General features: G+C 59.7%; 20 protein-coding genes, 2 tRNA genes and 1 pseudogene. 14 read left to right on the forward strand and 9 right to left on the reverse strand.

Annotated elements, in window-relative coordinates; genetic code table 11:
• Nucleotides 1–14: 14 nt before the first annotated feature.
• The 4 genes from EWR20_RS12840 (at nucleotide 15) to EWR20_RS00595 (ending at nucleotide 876) form a co-directional block, all read left to right on the forward strand.
• Entirely contained in the window at nucleotides 15–479 is a 465-nt protein-coding gene (locus tag EWR20_RS12840) for a DUF3566 domain-containing protein (protein WP_255411240.1), read from the forward strand.
• 97 nt (nucleotides 480–576) lie between these two features.
• Nucleotides 577–650 (forward strand) — tRNA-Ile (locus EWR20_RS00590).
• A gap of 28 nt (nucleotides 651–678) precedes the next feature.
• Nucleotides 679–798, forward strand: a complete 120-nt coding sequence (locus tag EWR20_RS12845; RefSeq protein ID WP_238147494.1) for a DLW-39 family protein — start codon at nucleotides 679–681, stop codon at nucleotides 796–798.
• Between the two features lie 5 nt (nucleotides 799–803).
• Nucleotides 804–876, forward strand: a tRNA-Ala gene (locus EWR20_RS00595).
• A 156-nt stretch (nucleotides 877–1,032) separates the two neighbouring features.
• Here the strand turns inward: EWR20_RS00595 and EWR20_RS00600 are convergent.
• Nucleotides 1,033–2,337: a CynX/NimT family MFS transporter gene (locus EWR20_RS00600; RefSeq protein WP_129358283.1), complete on the reverse strand. Its 1,305-nt coding sequence runs from the start codon at nucleotides 2,335–2,337 to the stop codon at nucleotides 1,033–1,035.
• 137 nt (nucleotides 2,338–2,474) lie between these two features.
• On the opposite strand from EWR20_RS00600, the gene EWR20_RS00605 reads away from it, so the two are divergent.
• The 4 genes from EWR20_RS00605 to EWR20_RS00620 all read left to right on the forward strand — a co-directional run bounded on the left by EWR20_RS00605 (nucleotide 2,475) and on the right by EWR20_RS00620 (nucleotide 5,321).
• Nucleotides 2,475–3,224, forward strand: a complete 750-nt coding sequence (locus EWR20_RS00605; protein ID WP_129358284.1) for an AraC family transcriptional regulator — start codon at nucleotides 2,475–2,477, stop codon at nucleotides 3,222–3,224.
• A 192-nt stretch (nucleotides 3,225–3,416) separates the two neighbouring features.
• Nucleotides 3,417–4,697: an inorganic phosphate transporter gene (locus tag EWR20_RS00610; RefSeq protein WP_129358285.1), complete on the forward strand. Its 1,281-nt coding sequence runs from the start codon at nucleotides 3,417–3,419 to the stop codon at nucleotides 4,695–4,697.
• A gap of 15 nt (nucleotides 4,698–4,712) precedes the next feature.
• On the forward strand, nucleotides 4,713–5,009 hold the full coding sequence (locus EWR20_RS00615; RefSeq protein WP_129358286.1) for a hypothetical protein: 297 nt from the start codon (nucleotides 4,713–4,715) through the stop codon (nucleotides 5,007–5,009).
• 33 nt (nucleotides 5,010–5,042) lie between these two features.
• Entirely contained in the window at nucleotides 5,043–5,321 is a 279-nt protein-coding gene (locus EWR20_RS00620) for a DUF3349 domain-containing protein (RefSeq protein WP_129358287.1), read from the forward strand.
• Nucleotides 5,322–5,439: 118 nt separating this feature from the next.
• Here the strand turns inward: EWR20_RS00620 and EWR20_RS00625 are convergent, their stop codons facing one another.
• The gene (locus tag EWR20_RS00625) at nucleotides 5,440–6,327 is read right to left on the reverse strand and encodes a hypothetical protein (protein ID WP_129358288.1); all 888 of its coding nucleotides are present in this window, start codon (nucleotides 6,325–6,327) and stop codon (nucleotides 5,440–5,442) included.
• A gap of 213 nt (nucleotides 6,328–6,540) precedes the next feature.
• On the opposite strand from EWR20_RS00625, the gene EWR20_RS00630 reads away from it, so the two are divergent.
• From EWR20_RS00630 to EWR20_RS00640, 3 genes are all read left to right on the forward strand, one after another.
• On the forward strand, nucleotides 6,541–7,083 hold the full coding sequence (locus EWR20_RS00630; protein ID WP_129358289.1) for a peptidylprolyl isomerase: 543 nt from the start codon (nucleotides 6,541–6,543) through the stop codon (nucleotides 7,081–7,083).
• Nucleotides 7,084–7,471: 388 nt separating this feature from the next.
• A complete protein-coding gene (locus EWR20_RS00635; protein ID WP_238147495.1) occupies nucleotides 7,472–8,014 on the forward strand; it encodes a rhomboid family intramembrane serine protease in 543 nt (180 codons plus the stop codon).
• 979 nt (nucleotides 8,015–8,993) lie between these two features.
• A complete protein-coding gene (locus tag EWR20_RS00640) occupies nucleotides 8,994–9,902 on the forward strand; it encodes a C40 family peptidase (protein WP_238147496.1) in 909 nt (302 codons plus the stop codon).
• 195 nt (nucleotides 9,903–10,097) lie between these two features.
• On the opposite strand, the gene EWR20_RS00645 is transcribed toward EWR20_RS00640, so the two are convergent.
• The 6 genes from EWR20_RS00645 to EWR20_RS00670 form a co-directional block, all read right to left on the reverse strand.
• Nucleotides 10,098–10,292, reverse strand: a complete 195-nt coding sequence (locus EWR20_RS00645; RefSeq protein WP_129358291.1) for a CsbD family protein — start codon at nucleotides 10,290–10,292, stop codon at nucleotides 10,098–10,100.
• 69 nt (nucleotides 10,293–10,361) lie between these two features.
• Nucleotides 10,362–10,508 carry a ribosome recycling factor gene (locus EWR20_RS00650; RefSeq protein ID WP_129358292.1) on the reverse strand — a complete coding sequence of 49 codons (147 nt, stop codon included), beginning with the start codon at nucleotides 10,506–10,508 and terminating at the stop codon, nucleotides 10,362–10,364.
• Nucleotides 10,509–10,724: 216 nt separating this feature from the next.
• A complete protein-coding gene (locus EWR20_RS00655) occupies nucleotides 10,725–11,840 on the reverse strand; it encodes an NADH:flavin oxidoreductase/NADH oxidase (RefSeq protein ID WP_129358293.1) in 1,116 nt (371 codons plus the stop codon).
• 393 nt (nucleotides 11,841–12,233) lie between these two features.
• The gene (locus EWR20_RS00660; protein WP_129358294.1) at nucleotides 12,234–13,610 is read right to left on the reverse strand and encodes a galactokinase; all 1,377 of its coding nucleotides are present in this window, start codon (nucleotides 13,608–13,610) and stop codon (nucleotides 12,234–12,236) included.
• Nucleotides 13,611–13,748: 138 nt separating this feature from the next.
• Nucleotides 13,749–14,357: a TetR family transcriptional regulator gene (locus tag EWR20_RS00665; protein ID WP_129358295.1), complete on the reverse strand. Its 609-nt coding sequence runs from the start codon at nucleotides 14,355–14,357 to the stop codon at nucleotides 13,749–13,751.
• Nucleotides 14,358–14,401: 44 nt separating this feature from the next.
• The gene (locus EWR20_RS00670) at nucleotides 14,402–14,941 is read right to left on the reverse strand and encodes a type 1 glutamine amidotransferase domain-containing protein (protein ID WP_129358296.1); all 540 of its coding nucleotides are present in this window, start codon (nucleotides 14,939–14,941) and stop codon (nucleotides 14,402–14,404) included.
• A gap of 164 nt (nucleotides 14,942–15,105) precedes the next feature.
• Here EWR20_RS00670 and bioB point away from each other — a divergent pair, with 164 nt between their 5' ends.
• The 3 genes and pseudogenes from bioB (at nucleotide 15,106) to EWR20_RS00690 (ending at nucleotide 18,288) form a co-directional block, all read left to right on the forward strand.
• Entirely contained in the window at nucleotides 15,106–16,278 is a 1,173-nt protein-coding gene (gene bioB, locus EWR20_RS00675; protein ID WP_129358297.1) for a biotin synthase BioB, read from the forward strand.
• Nucleotides 16,279–16,373: 95 nt separating this feature from the next.
• Nucleotides 16,374–18,005, forward strand: a pseudogene (locus EWR20_RS00685) (cation:proton antiporter).
• A 49-nt stretch (nucleotides 18,006–18,054) separates the two neighbouring features.
• A complete protein-coding gene (locus EWR20_RS00690; protein WP_129358300.1) occupies nucleotides 18,055–18,288 on the forward strand; it encodes a hypothetical protein in 234 nt (77 codons plus the stop codon).
• Between the two features lie 72 nt (nucleotides 18,289–18,360).
• Here EWR20_RS00690 and EWR20_RS00695 read toward each other — a convergent pair whose 3' ends face one another.
• Entirely contained in the window at nucleotides 18,361–18,834 is a 474-nt protein-coding gene (locus tag EWR20_RS00695) for a MarR family winged helix-turn-helix transcriptional regulator (RefSeq protein ID WP_129358301.1), read from the reverse strand.
• Between the last annotated feature and the right edge of the window lie 2 nt (nucleotides 18,835–18,836).

Consider the following 18,836-nt stretch of genomic DNA (forward strand, 5'->3'; position numbering starts at 1 on the left):
ATCGTGGTGACTCGGTGACAGCGACCAAGTCTGCACCATCCAACGGACCCGCCAACGGAAAGAAACGACCGGCGTCTTCGGGAGGTCGGCCTTTGGTTCGGCCAGCGCCGCGTTCCAAAGTCCGCCGTGCCCACTTGACAGTGGCCAAAGTGGATCTTTGGTCGATTGCCAAGCTGGTTTTTCTTCTCTCCGTTGCCGTAGGCATCGTCGTCGTGGTGGCAACCGTGATTCTGTGGCTGGTATTCGACATCACCGGTATCTTCGGTGGAGTGGACTCGGTCCTATCGATGCTTTCCAGTCAGGGCAATGCGGTATCGATCACGGATTACCTGTCCTTGGGCCAGGTGGCTCTCTATGCGACAATCCTTTCGATCGTGAACGTTGTTCTCATGACGCTCCTGGGTGTCATCTCGGCGTTCCTGTACAACATTGCGGCTAGACTGGTGGGCGGTATCGGAGTGACCCTCACCGACGACTGACAGACATGGTGTCTTCTCCTGTGGGGGAGGTCACCGAAGGTGAATTTGGCCCGGGCGGGGTAGTCATGTAGTGTTTTATCTCGGCCCAAGGCCAAAGGGGCGTATAGCTCAGACGGTTAGAGCGCTTCGCTGATAACGAAGAGGTCCCAGGTTCAATTCCTGGTACGCCCACAGAATCCTTTCCAAGGAGGAGGTTCCCATGAGGAAGATCCTGGCAGCCCTCGCGGCTGGTACGGTAGCTTTCGTGGTAACCAAACGTGTGAAGGATTCTCAGGAAACCAAGAGAACGTGGAGTACTTCCACCGACAAGGTTGACTGACCTGCGGGGGCGTGGCGCAATTGGTAGCGCATCTGCTTTGCAAGCAGAGGGTTAGGGGTTCGAGTCCCCTCGCCTCCACCGAATGAATGAGGACCCGGCATTGAGCCGGGTCCTCATTTTTGTCTCAACGCCGCGGCGGAGCCGCGGACCTGGTTGCTGTTCCGGCCTCAGGCGCAACGCCAACCTCCGGAACAGCAACCACGCACCGACGTTGCGCAGTAAACCGCAGACGGTCTAATACCGGCCGATGTGGACCGGCCGGCTGGCCATCGCACCAGCTAGCAACTGGGCGATCAAGAGCAGGCCCAGAACAATCAACGGAACGGTCCACGTTCCGGTCAGGGAATGCACCGCGCCGATTCCCAGCGGCCCCAGGCCCGCCAGGAGGTAGCCGAAGCCTTGCGACATCGTCGAAAGATGCCCCGTGTGGTGAGTATCCGGTGATCGCCACACGATGTACGTCAGCGACAAGCTGATGGAAGCACCTTGGCCCAACCCGAGCAATGTCATCCAAACGTAAGGGCTGGACAGCGGTGCCAGACCGATTCCGAGATACGCGCTACCAGTCAGGAACACGGCGACCGCCACAGGCAACCAGCTGGGGCGTATACGTTTTGCGATCGTCGGTGTCACCAGAGATGCAACGATGCCCGGGAACGCGGAATAAGACAACATCCATCCGGCCGATCCGGCATTCATGCCTGCATCCTGAAACATCGTCGGGACCCAGGTGAGGGTTGTGTAGTAGCTGACGCTCTGGAGGCCCATGAGCGCCGTGACCGCGATGGCAACAGGGCTCGTGAGGATTGACCGGAACTTTGGTTCCCCGTGTTCGGAAGGGGCATCTGCGACGTCGTGGCCCTGCTTCATGTGCCCCGGCGAACGAAGCATCTGAGGAATCCAGATCAGGGCCGCGAGAAGCGCCGGGACGGCCCACAAGGCCAAGGCCAGGCGCCAATTACCGCCTGTGAGAGGCAACATCGGCACGGTGAGGCCCGAAGCCACTGCAGCCCCGACGAACAGAGCCGTCGAGTACAGGCCCATCATGAGGCCAGCGCGATGGGAGAAATCCTGTTTGATAGCCGGTGGCATCGCGACGTTTCCGATTGCGATAGCGGCTCCGATGATCGTGGTGCCGAGGAAGAGGCTGACCAAACTTGGGTGCAGGCGCAGCGCAATCCCCAAAGCCAACGCAATCATCGTGACACCGAGCAATCGATGCATTCCCAAGCGTCGTGTCAGGCTCGGCGTCAGGAAAGCGAACACACCGAACGCAAACACGGGGATCGTCGTCAGTAAACTCGCCGACGTCGCGGACAAGCCCAGAGAGGACCGGATCTCCCCAAGCACCGGACCGATCGAGGCGACTCCGATACGGAGATTCAACCCGATGAGAATCAAACCGACCCCGAGGACAACCAGACTCCACGCGCCTCGGGCGGACTCGGGCGGATCTTCCACTTCCCAAGAATTCGGTGGTTCTCCGCCGGGGATCGGGGACTCAGCGGTGTCCTCCGCCTGGTGAGTACTGACTGACATAGGTTCCTTTCGGGCGAGGTGCTCATGGGTAGCTCCATGGACGACTCCGGCTCAACGGTCGGAGACATCGCAGTGATGCAGCTTCAACCCATTCCACGCTCGTGCACCTCGGCAGGCAACCGATAAACTGACGCCTGATGCCTGAATCCCGCCATACGATGCTCAGCCCTGAGCAGATCCATCTCCTGGGCCACGACGAGCACACCCCGGCTCACGTCCACGGAAGGGGACACATCGTCTACCCTTCGACTGGAGTCCTATCGATGGTCACCGAAGACGGCTCCTGGATCGCACCACCGAATCGGGCGGTATGGATCCCCGCAGGTTTCACTCATCAGCACCGCGCACACGGGGCTACCGACATGAGGATCGTTTTCATGTCCCCGGAGTTGGCCGGCCTTCTTCCCGAACGACCGGCGGTATTGGCCCTGACCGCACTGGCCAGGGAGGCCGTTCTTGCACTGACGGAACCTTTCACGCGATCGACCGAGAGCCGGGATCGGTTGAGGCGAATAATCATCGACGATGTCAGTGCCGCACCCGAACAGCCCCTTCACCTTCCCGAACCGCATGACGATCGCCTGCTGGCGGTGACCCACCTCGTCGAGCGCGACCTGGCAAGCCCCGCCGCCTTGGCGAGTCTGGGGCGACGAGTGGGCGCGAGCGAAAGAACCCTGAGTCGCTTGTTCCAACGGGAAACCGGCATGAGTTTTCGGCAGTGGCGCACTCAGTTGCGGATCCACAGATCTCTTCTGATGCTGACGGAAGGGGTCTCGGTCGTGGACACGGCGACGGCCTGCGGATGGTCCAATCCGAGCGCGTTCATCGACGCTTTTGACTCGCTGGTGGGTCAGACTCCGGGCAAGTACCAGCACTCGTTGGGCTGACATGTCACCGGTATCCGCGGATCGACGTCGTCGTACGATTCAAGACGTGCAGGACGCAGTCTGAAGCAGAAAACGTCAGCTGTCCAGCCTACCCAGCACCATAGTTAATCTCACAGCTTTCGGCCGCGATGTTAACCTTCTGTTCACGTATTCACCTCCGGGACTTCAGATACGCGTCGGCATAATTCTTATGTGGCACCTGAACTCATCATCCTCGCAATTGTCATCGTCACGGCATTGGTCTTTGACTTCACGAATGGCTTCCACGACACCGGCAACGCCATGGCCACGTCGATCGCGACGGGCGCTCTCAAGCCGAAGGTTGCGGTCGCTCTCTCTGCGATTCTGAATCTCGTAGGTGCTTTCCTATCCATCGAGGTCGCCAAAACGGTGGGCAAAGAGGTCGTGAACCTCGAACTGACCTCCGGCAGTGACCTGATGATCATTGTGTTCACGGGGCTCGTCGGTGGTATCACCTGGAACCTTTTAACCTGGCTTTTGGGGTTGCCGTCCAGCTCATCCCATGCGCTCTTCGGTGGTCTGATCGGCGCGACCATCGCTGGTCTTGGCCTCAGCGGTGTCCTGTGGACCAGCATCGTCGCGAAAGTCATCGTCCCGGCCGTTGCGGCCCCCCTTGTCGCTGGCATTATTTCTACGGTGGGCACCGCCTTGATCTACCGTCTGACCCGCAGCGTGGGAGACGAACAAAAAGAGCGTGGTTTCCGGTGGGGACAGGTGGGAACAGCGTCGCTGGTCTCCCTCGCCCACGGAACCAATGATGCCCAGAAAACGATGGGCGTGATCTTCCTGGCGTTGGTGGCTTCCTCGGCCATCGATCCGAACGCCGACATTCCCTTCTGGGTCAAACTGACGTGCGCCGCAGCCATTGCCCTGGGAACTTACCTGGGTGGCTGGCGGATCATCCGGACTTTGGGCAAAGGTTTGGTTGAAATCGATTCGCCTCAGGGCATGGCTGCCGAAGGCGCTTCCGCAGCCATCATTCTGACGTCCTCCCACTTCGGTATGGCCTTGTCCACAACCCACGTGGCGACCGGTTCGATTCTGGGAACCGGCCTCGGGCGGAAAGGTGCCGAAGTTCGTTGGTCAGTAGCCGGACGAATGGTCGTCGCGTGGATTATCACGATCCCCGCGGCGGCGATCGTCGGAGCCGTCACCTGGTTCCTCGGTCACATGGTGGCGATGATGACGAACGACCTCGTGGGCGCGCTCGTGATTTTCGCATTGCTCCTTGGCCTGTCCGGATACATGTGGCACCGGTCCCGTCAGTCGCCCGTAACCCACGACAACGTCAACGACGAATGGCAGGGGGAGACGCCGGCTGCCGACGGAGCGGCAACGGAAGCCATCAACTCGGAGAGCACCCTGACCGGGACCATGGTTCATGTCAAAGTGGGCGAGATGATTGGTCACGAGTCACGCGGTGGTGCCCGCAAGCACTTCTCTCACAAGTAACCACGGAGTCTGAGCATGAACTTTCTACAACTCATCTCAAACCTTGTCCCCGTGACGATCGCCGGGTTGATCCTCGGGGCAGGCCTTCCCGCTCTGTTTGCGGTTGGAATGCGCCTCTCCGCCGGTCAGACTCAGCATCAGGAAGACGGAAGCGTCATCCAGGTGCGGCCTCCTTCCACAGCGATGCGGCTTCTCGGAGGAATCGTCTTCGCCATCATCCTCGCGGCCATCGCCATGGGGATTCTCTGGATCGCCAAAGATTTTCTGTTTCACCTAACCGGATTCAATTTCTTGGGTCTCGCCAAAAAATAGGGCCCGCCACGGAGCTCTAGGAAAGGGGGCGACATGCGAAATATCGCTGCCTCCGTGATCAGATGGCTCCGCGCCGGTTACCCGGACGGTCTGCCCAGCCAGGACTACATTCCCCTCGTCGCCGTATTACGGCGGCGGCTGGGAGACGAAGAAGTCCTCGAGATCTGTCGGCAGCTCATCGCTGAAGGCGTTATGCCTGCCGGAAGCGTCGACATCGGCGTCGAAATCACCAAAATAACCGACGAGATGCCGTTGCCGGAAGATGTTGCCCGGGTGGAAGAACACCTGCGCCACGGCGGATGGGACCTCTGACCTCGAGAGCACATCCGAGTTCCGCCAAGCCACTTGGTCACAAAAAAACGACGCCGCCACGCTGGTTGAGCGCGGCGGCGTCGTTGTCTAAAAGTTCAGGCGAACCTGGACTCCGATTTTATTTGTCGCCCTGGTCGGACTTGGGTGCCTGGTGCTTGCCGGCACGCTTCTCCGCCTCGGTGTTCTGAGGCGCATCGCCGGGACGCGGGATCGAGGACTGGGAATCATCAGCGCTCTTGGCGTCGGATTCCTTGTCCTTGTCCGCTGCCGGGGTCCCCTGGACCGACGTGGCGGGCTTGTCCATCGGGGCACCGGGGCCCGGATGGCTGGTGTTCTTGGGATCGTTCAACGACTTGACCTCCTGGTTGGAGGGGGCAGCCGACGAAGCAGGTTTGGTGACTTTCTGCTCGGACGGGTCAGCCTTGGCCGTTGAAGAGGACTGGTCGCCGCCCTTGCTCTCGGAGGGCTTCTGGTTGGCATCCGCGGGTGTCTTCCAAGGATCCTCAACCGGACGGGAAGCACGCCACGCGGCAACGCCGGCAGTCGCTCCCGCAGCGAGCAGACCGAAGAACACGAGACCCTTGTGGGACTTCTTGTTGGCCTTCTTCTGCTGCTTGGCGAACTCTTCGGCTCGCTTCGCAGCGGCCTTTTGAGCCTTCTTCAGAGACTTCTTGTTACCCGTGACCTTGGCGGCGAGGGCCTCGACCTGCGGGTGAGCTTCGGTGCTGTTCAGCTTGCCCGCCAGTGCCGTGGCAGCCTCTCCGGCGCGCTCGCGGGCATTGGAGACGGCGTTCTCCACCGCGGGAGTCGCACGATCGATTTGCTCCTGGATACGAGGCGCGACCTCCTTCTGTGCCCAGTCGTTGGCCTGGTCGGCACGTTGCTGGAGCTTGTTGGTGAGGTCGTTGACCTTGTCGACGCCCTCGGCGTAGCGGGCATTGGCCGTTTTCCTGGCCTGCTTCGCAGCCTTCTGAGCCTTCTTTTCAGCCTTCTTCTGGCATCCCATGGGTTACCTCCTCGTGGATCCGGTGCGCAGACAGAATCTCTGCCAGCGCCACCCGTCGAGAGACGGGCTGTTTTACCGAGTCAGTTTTAGTCCACTCTCAGGATATGTAATAGAGGGTGAAGTGTCCCCACCCCCAGGGGGTTCCGCCGCGTTGTTTTCACTGTAGGCGGAACACTATTGGGAGCTAGCTCGCCTCATGGGAAAATAACTGTCATGACTGCGATTCCCACTGCCAAAGCGACCCTTCATACCAACCACGGTGACATCGTGGTTAACCTGTTCGGTCATCAAGCCCCCAAGACCGTCAAGAACTTTGTCGGTCTGGCCGATGGTTCCCAGGAGTGGACCGACCCCAAGACGGGTGAAAAGAAGACCACCCCGTTGTACGACGGAGTGATTTTCCACCGCATCATTCGTGATTTCATGATTCAGGGTGGTGACCCCCTCGGCCAGGGCATCGGTGGCCCCGGGTACCAGTTCGATGACGAGATCAGCCCGGACCTCGACTTCAACGACCCCTACAAGCTGGCCATGGCGAACGCCGGTATCCAGAACGGCAAGGGGACCAATGGATCCCAGTTCTTCATCACCACCGTTCCGACCACCTGGCTTCAGGGCAAGCACACGATCTTCGGTGAAGTTGCCGACGACGATTCCAAGAAGGTTGTGGACGAGATCGAGGGTGTCGCAACCGGAATGATGGATCGTCCGGTCGAAGACGTTGTCATCAAGAACATCGAGATCGAACAGCTCTAGAACCAACGACTTCAGCACGGGGACCTCTCGGTGCCCGATTGATCGAGGCCCTTCCGCGACACCGCGGATGGGCCTCGTTTTGTCTATGCCGTACAAGCACGTAAGCGAGGAACACAGTTTCATGAATCAAGGACCGCCCCAATACGGACAACGCGACGACGCAGCCGCCTCCGGGGGTGAGCGCCCCGTTTGTCCGCGTCACCCGGACACCGTTTCGTACGTGACGTGCAATCGATGTCACCGTCCGGTCTGCCCGACGTGCCAGGTTCAGGCTCCTGTGGGAGTTCAATGCGTCGACTGTGTCCACGAGGCGAATCAGGAGGCTCGCCGCCGCGGTGCTTCTGTCCACAACAGGAATTCGATCTTCCCGGGCGCGTCCGGACTGGGAGTGACGTGGACTCTGATCGCGGTGACGGTCGTGGTCTTCGTTCTGCAGTGGGTCATCCCTCGACAGATGGTCCTCAATACGTTCGCGTACGCTCCGGTACTCACCACCGTAGAACCCTGGCGCATGCTGACCAGCGGATTCGTACATTCCCCGGGAAATCTGCTGCATATCGGTTTGAACATGTACACGTTGTACATCTTCGGTGCAGCGCTCGAGCCGCGAATGGGGCGATGGCGTTTCCTTGCGGTCTATCTGCTTTCGATCATCGGTGGATCCGTGGCGGTGTACCTTCTTGCCAGTCCGTACACATTGGTCGTTGGTGCTTCCGGAGGGGTCTTCGGGCTGTTCGGGGCTTTGTTTGCGTGGACCAGGTTCCGCGGTGGTGAGACCCGAGGATTGCTCATTCTAGTTGCAATCAACCTGGTCTTCGGGTTCGTGGTTCCCGGAATTGCCTGGCAGGCGCACGTGGGCGGGCTCGTTGTGGGTGCCGTTATGGCCCTGATCTTCGACGTGACATCGCACCGGCGTCGGCAGAGACGATGACGTCCGACAAGACTTGTGATTACAAGAAGTCAGTCGCCGGAAAAGTTATCCACAAGGGTTACCCACAGCTGTTAATAACTACAGGCCTGTAACTCCACACGTGTTAATAACTCTGTGGATGTCCGTCTTCCCTGAGTTTTCGGGCGTTTCGTGGCTCGAGGAACCTTTTTGAACCTTAACTTATCCACGCCTGTGGATAACTCTGTGCACGGGGTGGGGATGCGGACGCCGGCTACTGCCGCGCATCATTGTAATTTCAGGCGCCGAGTTCCACATGCACGCGACGATGTTGCCTCCATCAGTCACATGGAGACCCTATGGCCGGAGACCGGGGCGCCTGGCGGAAGGTGCCCCCAATTTGTCCGCGCCGCAGCGCTTGTCTCATCATTTCCGATGGTGCGCTCCCATGGCATATAGGCGTAATTACAATAAATTCAATTCAGGAGGGCAATCGGCCTTACTGATGACTCTTCGGATGCGTCCGAGAATAGATCTAACTCGAAAACTCAGGCTTACTGCCGCGGTTTGTTTAACGTTAGTAAAACAACACGTGACGTGGGATACCCCAGGAATTGTCCCTGTGCTATATTGAGCCTGCCGATCGATACATAGATCTGCTTCTCTGGGAGGCTTGCCGTACCCTGCCGCCGCCCAGAGAACCTGAACTCAGGACAACCTTTGGCAGGGGCGAGGTGTTGGATGGGGTTCTCTTCCTCACAAGACTCCGAGGGTAAGTGGTTTTGCTGACTGGGGTTCCTTGATGGATCTTGCACCAACCGCGTAGGCAAAGAGGAGGAAACCATTTCCCATGGCTCAACAAATCACTCGTGTTCGCCCAGTTACCCAGTCACACTTCTTTCGCAACACCGGAATCGGGTTAGCGACCGTCGGAATCGTCGCCGGTTCCATGACTTCAGCGAACGCTTTCGCATCCGCAACTCCGTCATCAACCTCGACCACACCTCAGACTCGACCCAGCTTGGCACTTGCAACTTCCTCCCCGGTTGCTCACACTTTTGTGGACTCCCAAGCATCTGCGCCGACCGGCGCCGCCCCCGCGGTTCAGCAGCCTGCTCCTGCCCCTGCGCCCACACCTGCTCCTGCCGCCCAGCCGGCAGCCAGTGTTCCTCAAGCGCCCTGGGCTCAGCAGCCCGTTGACGATGGCGCTGACACGTCGACTAATGTTCAAGCCTCTGAACCGGCAGCTACCCCTGTAGCTGATACGACGGCCCAGGCCCCGGCCCCCGCGGCTGTCCCGGCCGCTGAGACGACTCCGGTATCTGACCCCGTCGATGAGGGTGTTCAAGACGATCTGGTTGCCGACGATCTCGACAACGGAGCGGAAGCAGCCAACGATGCTGCCGACGCACCGATCGAGACCGTTCCTGCGGCAGAGACCACCCCGCAGCAGGATCTCGGCTCCGAGGTTGCCGACCAGGCACAGTTGGCACCTGTGGATCAGTCCCAGTCGACTGACACATTGTCGGCGCAGGCAACCGATGTCCAGCCCGTGGCGTCCACCGATGCCGTAACCGGTAGTCGTGCCCAGATCGTCCAGGACGCCCTGGCCGGGGTCGGGGGATCCTATGTGTGGGGCGGTCAGGACTATATGGCCTGGGATTGCTCCGGATTCGTCTCCTACGTCTACGCTCAATCGGGGATCAATCTGGATGCGTATACGTACAGCATGAAGGACCAGCTCGTGCCGACGTCTGCACCCCAAGCCGGGGACGTCGTTTTTACGAACAACTATGCCCACGTAGGCATTTATCTCGGTGACGGGCAGATGGTATCCGCGCTCAACCCGGAACAGGGAACGCAGATCACCGCAGTCGACGGCGGCGGAATGATGACGGTGGACGGTTACTACGCCGCTCCCGGACTCTGATATCCGATAGCACTCCCCATTCCAAAAACAGGGGTTGCGGACAACTGTCCGCAACCCCTGCCGTCGTCTCCACCTCAAAAGGGTGAATTCGCCCGGACTGGATAACGAGATGTCGAGTTTTCCGGCTTTAAAGACCTGTGGCGGGCCACCCGTACAGGTGGCCCGCCACAGGCAGGCAAATGTGAATGCCGGGTATTAGCCCTTGAGCTTGTTCCCGATGTTGCGGGCGGCATCCTTGACCTTCTCGGCGCCGTCCTTGACGGCTGCGCCGAGCTGGTCGCCCTTGCCTTCATTCTTCAAATCATCATTGCCTACTGCTTCGCCGACTTTTTCCTTGGCGTTGCCGGAGGCATCCTGAAATGCGTTATTGGCCTTATCCTCGATACCCATATGGGACTCCTTTCATTGGGGTGCCCCTAGGAAATGTCCGAGGGACAAGCAAGAACGAACAACGACAGATTAGTTGTTGCCGAACTTATCGTTCAGCGCATCCTTGGCCTTGTCGACATGTTCGTCCTTGACGGTGTCTTTGCCAGTCTTGTCATTGACGGTGTCCTTGCCCTTGTTCAGAGCGTCGCCCGCCTTGTCACCAATATCGAAACCCATAGTTGGCTCCTTTCGTCTCGGCGATCCTTGCTATTTTCAGTGGTGCGGACCGCCACTTGTGTTCGAGACTAGGGCAAACAAGGGGTGATGTGAACCGCTTTCGCGTATCAGATCGAATTGTTCACCCCTGGCAAAACGTCGTTACCAAAACTCCACCAAACATCCAGGGAATTTTGAGGACGGAGATAGTTAGTTTGGTTTTTTACTAAACGAGATCTATCGCTTGGCTCGATAGAACTGATCCGGCCAATCCGTATCCTGGCGCAATTCCTGAGCGGCCCTGAGAACCCATCGAGGGTCGCGCAATGCTTCGCGGCCAATGCTGACCGCATCGGCCTGACCCGTCGCAATGGTGTGCTCGGCCTGAACCGGGTCCGTAATGATTCCGACGGCGCTTGTCGTGATCCCTGTTTCGCGCCGGATATGTGCCGCGAATTCGGTCTGGTACCCCGGTACGGGAACAACATGCGGCTGGGGCAGATTGCCACCACTGGACACATCCACCATGTCGACACCGAGTGTCCCTGCCTGCCGGACGAATTCCGTGATGTCGGCGAGATCCGCGTCGTTGGCGCGGCGGGCTGCCTCGGAGCCTGCCTCTTCCTTCCAATCGACCGCAGAAACCCGGATCATCAACGGCATGTTTTCCGGTATCGCGGCACGAACCTGGCGGACAACCTCGAGCGGGAACCGCATTCTGTTCTCCAGGTCATCGCCACCCCACTTGTCCTCGCGGGTGTTGACGTCCTTTTGCAGGAACTCGTGAAGCAGGTATCCATGAGCGGCGTGAATCTGAACCGTGTCCACTCCGGCGTCGACGGCGCGGGTCGCTGCCTTGCCGAAAGCTCGAGCCGTGTCCAGGATGTCCTGTTCGGTCATGGCCTGTGGGGCATCGAAGGGGCCGAACGCCTGATCCGTGGGAGCCAGAGTCGTCCAGCCGCCCTCATTCTTCTCCAGTGAACCTTCGGGGTAGCCGGGCAGGGCATGATGCGTGGAAGCTTTCCGGCCTGCGTGGGCCAGCTGGATGCCGAACTTGGCGCCTTGGCCATGTTCATGGACGAAGTCTGCGATACGAGCAAACTGTTGGGCCTGGTCGTCATTCCACAGTCCCAAATCTCCTGGCGAGATTCGTCCCTCAGGCACGACCCCGGTTGCTTCCGCTGTGACGAGGGCGAAGCCGCCGGTCGCGAACGAACCCAAGTGCATCAAATGCCAGTCGGTGGGAACGCCGTCGTCGGCTGCGCTGTACTGGCACATCGGTGCGACAAAAGCTCGGTTCTTGAGGTCAAGGCCTCGGAGGGTCAACGGCTGGAATAGGTATGAAAAAGCCACAAAGCCGCCTTTCGCGGGGGGGAATTGTGATGGGCGTGCTCATCTCAACTTGAGTGGCCGGGTCGTTATTCCCCTGCGGGCGGCCGCGCCCTCTGAACGTTTCGAAGCTCACAAAGACTTGCCTTCCAAGCATCTGCTTCGATGGCTTCGACATAAAGATTTGATAACGATGTGCGCGCCTTGTTGTGAAACGTACTCGCGAGTGTTTTATTGGTACCTATCGATATCGATCGATGCTCCAGCACATCGGAAATTCCGCCTCATGGGCCTGCAGTGAGGCGGTTTTAAGGGAATGAACCACGTGAGTCAGGCACGGGGCGGAACGCAAGAAAAGCGTTCCGCCCCCGTAGACAAATAATGAATTTTAATTAAATTCTGTTCTTTTTGAGCGCTTTAGATATCACGGTTAGCCGGGCGCCCCGGCGCCAAGGGAAGGAAAACGGGGACCTCAAAACCTTGTGCTGCGAAGGCAGCGGCTACGGCCTGTGCAGTCTCCGCAACTGCTTCGCGGGTCGTCAGAGCCAGTACGGCTCCACCGAATCCGCCGCCCACGAGTCGGGCACCCAAGGCACCGTGTTCCAGGCACGTCTCCACGGCGATGTCGAGCTCTGCCCGCGATGCGCCGAGATCGTCACGCATCGAGGTGTGGGAGGTTGTGAAGAGCCGACCCAGTTCCTCCCATGTTTCTCGAGAGGTCGGAGTCCGATCCGTGAAAAGAGTGCGAGCACGCTCGACGAGCATCATGTCCGTGAAGACGTGCTTCAACCAACTATGCAGCTTTTCCGCGCCGATCCGCTCCGGGACCCCCGATAGGCGCGCGCAGCGATCCAGAGTCTCATTGACGGTCAGCTCGCGAGCTCGACGCGCGTCGTCGGCCGCGAGTTCGGGGAAGCCGAGCTCCTCCGGCAGGAGATCGCGAAGTTTGTCGACGCCCGCCAACTGCCTGAGCTCCTCGCACACGTCTCTCCGGCTGGAGTACTGCCCATCAGCCAGGTCGTGGGGCGCGCGGGTATCGATTACCAGGAATGCCAGGCCGGCCTCGGTCACGTTCACGTCGACGGGTTCGATCGAGAAATCCCGGAAATCCACGACCATTGCCTGCCCGGGAAGAGACCGGAGCGACGTCGTCTGATCGAGGCCGCCGGTCACGGCGCCAGCCACCTCGTTTTCGGCCCGCATGCACACCCGGGCAAGTCGTGCCCGAAGGTCGTCGTTGTCGGGGCCGCAGCCGCCGACCGGCAACGGCTCCATGGCCGCCTCCGTGCGGAGCGGGCAGGACAGTTCCAGCAGAGCGAGGGCCGTGGAACATTCCAGAGCGGCCGAAGAGGACAGTCCGCCGCCGACCGGAACCGTGGAATCGATGAGTAAGTCCGCTCCGAAATCCGGCGGCAAGGCGATGTCTTGGCCGCCCTCTTGGTTCATGGACCACGCAACGCCACCGACGTATGCGAACCATCCGGAAATGGTTCCGGGAGCGATCTCCGGGACTGGAAATTCAACGGGATTCGACATCTGCCGGGACTCCGCGTGGAGGATTCCATCCCGTCGAAGCCGTCCTGCGATCAGGGTCCGGTAGGGAAGGGGCGTGGGAAAACACGAGCCCCCATTGAAGTCGACGTACTCTCCGAGGAGATTCAGGCGCCCCGGAGCCGACCAGATGCCATCGGGTTCCGAGCCGTACCTGTCGATGAAGGCCTCGCGCAATGATTCCACCTGCGCAGTGTGGTCCGGCAGGGAGGCCCACTGGGCCACGATCGAGGCCTCGGTCATGGAGTTGTACCTGAATTCTTCTCGTTGATGGTGTGATTCGGCGCGGATTCGGATTTCGGGCACCGCGATACAGGTCGCGGAACTCTCGGCTCACAACGCGCCCCATTTATTGTAAAGCGCGGGAGGCTACCCCCTCGACTAGGAGGTATGTGATCCTTCCACAATGCCCAGAACGATGGAACTGACTCCGAAATCGCATGCTTCGGCGTCGTCCGAGGCCATAACGGGGCGCTCGCCGGTCGGGGCGGATGGCGATTCAAGCCGGATTCGGTTATGTGCCGTCGAGACAAAACCGAGGACCGTGTACAGCACGGAACGGGCTCCCCAATCGGCTCGTCGCTCGCACACACCGCCGAATTCCAGGCAGTTGCGGATCGACACGAACGCAGAAACGGAATCGGGATCGGCGGCCAGGGCGATTCCGATGACGTCTGCGCCGTCTTGAAAACGCAGAACGGAATCTCTGACGGCTCGAGCCTGTCCGACTACGGCCTCGATCAGCTCCCGCTCGGTCATCGCCTCAGGCTGCGAAGCTTCGGCGCCGCCCGGGGACAACAACGGCTCCGGGTCGAGCATTTTGCTCGCCAGCTGCGTAAGCAATTCCTGTTTGTTCTTGACGTGATAGTACAAAGCGCCGGGGGCAACCCCGAGTTCACCAGCTACCCTGCGCATGGACAGATCACCCAGCCCGTACTCGCTCAAGAGCGACAGGGCTGTTTCCAGGATGCGTTCACGGGTGAGGGCCACGGGAAGAGTCTACCGATTCCATCCCGAGTCCCTGCCCGCGCGGTTTATGAGGAGAGTGCCTCGGAAATTGCGGCGTTGAAAGCGTCGATGTCGCCGGGGTTGCGACTCGTGATGAGGTTTCCGTCCACCACGACCTGTGAGTCTTCCCAAAGCGCACCGGCGTTGATCAGATCGGTCTTGGTCGAGACGAACGAGGTGAGCCGACGTCCACGAGCGAGTTCCGCCTGGGCCAGGATCCACGGAGCGTGGCAGATCGCGGCGACGGTCTTCTCCTGGTCGAAGAAGGCCCTCACGAATTCGGTTGCGCCCTCGGCAATGCGCAAGGTGTCCGAGTTGATGGTGCCACCGGGCAGGACCAAAGCGTCGAATGCATCTGGTTTGGCCTCGGAGAGAGGGAGGTCCACATCGAAGGAATCTCCATGATCCCAGTCGCCATTCATCGCCGTCAGTTTGCCTTCGGCGGGCGAGACGATGACGGTCTCGGCACCTGCGTCGTCGAGAGCCTTGCGCGGACGAGTCAGCTCGACCTCCTCCACACCGTTGGTCAGGAGGAAAGCGATTTTCTTGCCGGAAAGATCTGCCATGATCTGCACCCTTCTATGTGATGTTCTTATCTCAAACCTATTGCGACGCGGCATGGATGGGAATAGATGTGCGCTGAGAGCCAATCCCTGCTTCGCACGTCATATGACCAGCCATGGCCGAGTACATACTTGAACACTGTTCAAAAACGGGCTTCAATGCATCCATGCACATTTCATACACGGAACTCGCTCACGAGGTGGCTGCTGGCCGCCACCTAACCCGAGACGAAGCTCTAACCCTCTTATCGGCCAGTGACGCCGAAACCTTCGAGATCGTCAACGCCGCATCCATCCTCCGACGCGCGAACTATGGCAACACGGTCAAGGTCAACTACCTGGTCAACCTCAAGTCCGGCCTGTGTCCGGAGGATTGTTCGTATTGTTCCCAACGCTTGGGATCGGCCGCGGAGATCCTGAAGTACACGTGGATCAAACCGGAGGAAGCCGTCCGTCAGGCCAGCATGGGCGTGATCGGCGGGGCTTCACGCGTGTGCATGGTCGCCAGCGGAAAAGGCCCCACGGACCGGGACGTCGAACGGGTTTCTCGCATGATCGAAGGCCTTAAGAAAAGCAATCCGGACATCGAGGTCTGCGCGTGTCTCGGAATCCTGAAAGAAGGGCAGGCCGAACGCCTCAAATGTGCCGGCGCGGATGCGTACAACCACAATCTGAATACTTCCGAGGACCACTACGCGGAGATCTGCTCGACACACTCGTATTCCGAACGAGTTGCCACGGTTGAACAAGCGCACGACGCCGGACTCCAAGCTTGCTCGGGTCTGATCGTCGGGATGGGGGAAAGTCCCGAGCAACTGGTCGAGGCGGTATTCTCCCTCATTGACCTGGACTCCGAGTCGATTCCGGTCAACTTCCTCATGCCCTTCGAAGGAACCCCCTTGGAAGGCACCTGGGAACTTACCCCACTGAAGTGCCTGAGGATCCTTTCGATGGTTCGCTTTGCCGCGCCGGAAGCGGAGATTCGCATGGCCGGTGGCCGCGAAATGCATCTGAGATCTCTTCAATCCGTGGCCCTCCACGTCGTCAACTCGCTCTTCTTGGGCGACTACCTCACCAGCGAAGGTCAATCGGCTCTGGACGATCTGCGCATGATCCAGGACGCAGGATTTGTAGTGTTGGGCGCCGAGGACAGAGACCTCGTCGCGGAACACGAAGCATATCTGGAAGCTCACCACGCAGACGGTGCGGAGCCGGAAACACCGGTCAGCACGCCGCCTTGTGGTCAAAGCCCTCATTGTTCCGCCGGCGGAGAAGGTGCGCCGGTTCCGGTCACGATCAGGCGGCGCGGCGTGGGTACTTCGGTCGCCCCAAATGCCTGAATCGGAATAGACGGTCAGTCCGCCTCCGAAAAATGTTATTTCTGCCGGGCTCGGTCGGATAAAGTCGAAACGTGGACTTCTTGATCGTCGTCATTGTGATCTTGTTGGCGACCCTCGTCCTCGTGGGGGTCGGCGACAGATTCAACCTGCCCTGGCCGGTTCTTCTGACACTGGCGACCGCCGCCATGATTTTCATTCCCGGCGTGCCGAATGTGACCATTCAGCCTGAGCTCATCCTCCCGATATTCTTGCCTCCACTTCTGTGGGCACTGGGGCAGAGAGCCAGCTGGCAGATGTTCCGGACCAACTGGCGAGCGATCGTGATCTAATCGGTGGTCCTCGTGGCCATCACTATCCTGGCGGTCATGTGGACCTCCATGGTTTTCATCCCCGGAATGACCGTGGCTGCTGCCGTCGCGATCGGTGCGGCCGTAGCCCCTCCGGACCCCGTGGCGGTCGAAGCCGTCGCGGAACCCGTCGGAATACCTCGACGCATCGTTTCGACCTTGCAAACCGAGGGCCTCTTCAACGACGCCGTCTCCTTGGTGGCGTTCCAGGCGGCTCTCGCAGCCATTACCGTCAATAGCCATCTGTCTGCACCTGTTCTCGTCCTCGAATTCCTGTATACGGCTTTTGCTGCGGTGGTCATCGGTCTGCTCTTCGGCTGGCTGGGCGGAATCGCGCGGCGTCACCTCAACTCGCATGTCGCACGATCCGGCCTGACACTCATTATTCCGTTCGCCGTATATATCGCCTCCGAAGAGGTTCGCGCCTCCGGAGTCATTGCCGTGGTCGTTGCTGCCGTCCAAATGTCCAGCACGATGGGAGACCTGGAACCGGAGGATCGATTGACCGGAACGGCGTTCTGGGAAGTCATCGAGATGCTCATCACCGGCGTCGCCTTCGGGCTGATCGGGTTGCAAGTTCGGCAAGTCGTTGAGGATGCAGGAGATCGCATCGGAGAGATGCTTCTCCACGGATGCATCATCGCGGCCGTCGTCATCTTCATTCGCCTCGCGTGGATGAGCATCATTGTCGGTTTCAACCATTCCAAGGCACGCCGACCCATGACGCCACGGACCATGGGCGAGGCGCTCGTGATGACATGGTCAGGGATGCGAGGTCTCGTCACGTTGGCCCTCGCGCTGTCCCTGCCGGCCGAAGGATTCGGATTCCGGTCCGAAGTTCTGGTGATCGCAACCATGGTCTTGCTCTTCACCATGGTTTTCCCCGGGCTGACACTTCCGTTCCTCGTCAAAATGCTCGGTCTCGATCAAGAGGATCAACAGGATCGACAAGAGCGCGAACTTCTGAAGAGGGCGCAGAACGCGGCGATGGAAGCGGTTGGCCGCTACGCTCAGGACGCCCCACCTGAACTCGTGTCCATGGTCTCGGACCTGTACCGACGGATGGTCCCGAAGAGCCCCCAGGAAGTGGAGAACCAGGAGTTCTACGAGGCGCAGCTGGCGGAGCGCAACAAACGCCGTAAGCTCTTCGCCAAAATGAGAGACACCGCCCTGAACGCTGCCCAGGACGAAATCATCAGTGCGCGCTCTGATCGCGGAGTGGACCCGGCCACCGTCGACCACGTGCTTCGGAAGCTCGACCAGATGGCCGCCGTTCAGAACCCCGATATGGCAAATCTGCTCCCGGGGCTTCAATCAGGCCTCTCATCTCCACCGGCGGGCAAGCCCCAAAAACCGCCCCGGCCACCAAAACAGAGCTAGCAACCATGCCTCATACGCGAGTCCAAGACGGACGTGATGAAATAGGTATATGAACTATCGCGTCTTCCTCACCCCTGCGTACTTGACCTCGTTGCTCGTGCTGTTCGTGGGTGCCATCCTCATCACGGCCCACCTGGGAATCCTCGGCTGGATCCTGGTGCTTGCCGGTATCGCTCTCAATGTCGTTGCTTCCATGGTGAGCCACAATCGCGAGGAACTGCGCCGCGCCGAAGAAGCCGGCCAGTCCAAACGATCCGGTTCCACAACGTCGCCCAAGCGTTGAACAGAAAAGCCCGTGGCTCGCGATGCGCGTCGCGAGCCACGGGTCTTCACTTAGTTTTGTCGCCCGGGTGTCTCAGCCCTGTAAGAGCCGCTGGCGAACTTGAGCGAAAAGCCGCTCGATCGACTCGGCCTCCTCGACGCTGACGAGGTCGTTAAGGATCTCATTGACGTGCTGTCGATGAGTTTCGCGCGCTTGGAGGAAAACGTCCACGCCGTGGCTGGTCAGTTCCGCGAATGCGGCACGACCGTCGGAAGCGTCTTCAATGCGACGCAGCACGCCTTTGTCGCACAGGACCCCCACCTGGTAACTCAGACGTGACGGTGAGAAAACCATGATGTGCGCGATGTCTCCCAGGCGCAATCGGTGATCCGGGGCGTTGTAGAGGAGCTGGCAGACATCGTAATCGGCCAGCCGGAGCGCTGTGTCTTTGCGCAATAATTGTTCGAGACGATTTGTGAGCATCTGCGACGTCTCAAAAAACTGGCGCCATGAAGCGGCTTTGATCTGTGCATCAGCGTCAACTGGTTCCTGTTGCAGCTCTGTCACTT

The sequence above is a fragment of the Rothia uropygioeca genome, from assembly GCF_004136585.1.
GTDB lineage: Bacteria > Actinomycetota > Actinomycetes > Actinomycetales > Micrococcaceae > Rothia.

Coding starts and splice junctions, on each gene's coding strand:
- EWR20_RS00630 (WP_129358289.1), top strand. CDS start 6,541: ATGACTGCGATTCCCACTGCCAAAGCGACCCTTCATACCAACCACGGT.
- EWR20_RS00600 (WP_129358283.1), bottom strand. CDS start 2,337: ATGTCAGTCAGTACTCACCAGGCGGAGGACACCGCTGAGTCCCCGATC.
- EWR20_RS00625 (WP_129358288.1), bottom strand. CDS start 6,327: ATGGGATGCCAGAAGAAGGCTGAAAAGAAGGCTCAGAAGGCTGCGAAG.
- EWR20_RS12845 (WP_238147494.1), top strand. CDS start 679: ATGAGGAAGATCCTGGCAGCCCTCGCGGCTGGTACGGTAGCTTTCGTG.
- EWR20_RS00670 (WP_129358296.1), bottom strand. CDS start 14,941: ATGGCAGATCTTTCCGGCAAGAAAATCGCTTTCCTCCTGACCAACGGT.
- EWR20_RS00690 (WP_129358300.1), top strand. CDS start 18,055: ATGAACTATCGCGTCTTCCTCACCCCTGCGTACTTGACCTCGTTGCTC.
- EWR20_RS00660 (WP_129358294.1), bottom strand. CDS start 13,610: ATGACCGAGGCCTCGATCGTGGCCCAGTGGGCCTCCCTGCCGGACCAC.
- EWR20_RS00645 (WP_129358291.1), bottom strand. CDS start 10,292: ATGGGTATCGAGGATAAGGCCAATAACGCATTTCAGGATGCCTCCGGC.
- bioB (WP_129358297.1), top strand. CDS start 15,106: ATGCACATTTCATACACGGAACTCGCTCACGAGGTGGCTGCTGGCCGC.
- EWR20_RS00620 (WP_129358287.1), top strand. CDS start 5,043: ATGCGAAATATCGCTGCCTCCGTGATCAGATGGCTCCGCGCCGGTTAC.
- EWR20_RS00605 (WP_129358284.1), top strand. CDS start 2,475: ATGCCTGAATCCCGCCATACGATGCTCAGCCCTGAGCAGATCCATCTC.
- EWR20_RS00650 (WP_129358292.1), bottom strand. CDS start 10,508: ATGGGTTTCGATATTGGTGACAAGGCGGGCGACGCTCTGAACAAGGGC.
- EWR20_RS00615 (WP_129358286.1), top strand. CDS start 4,713: ATGAACTTTCTACAACTCATCTCAAACCTTGTCCCCGTGACGATCGCC.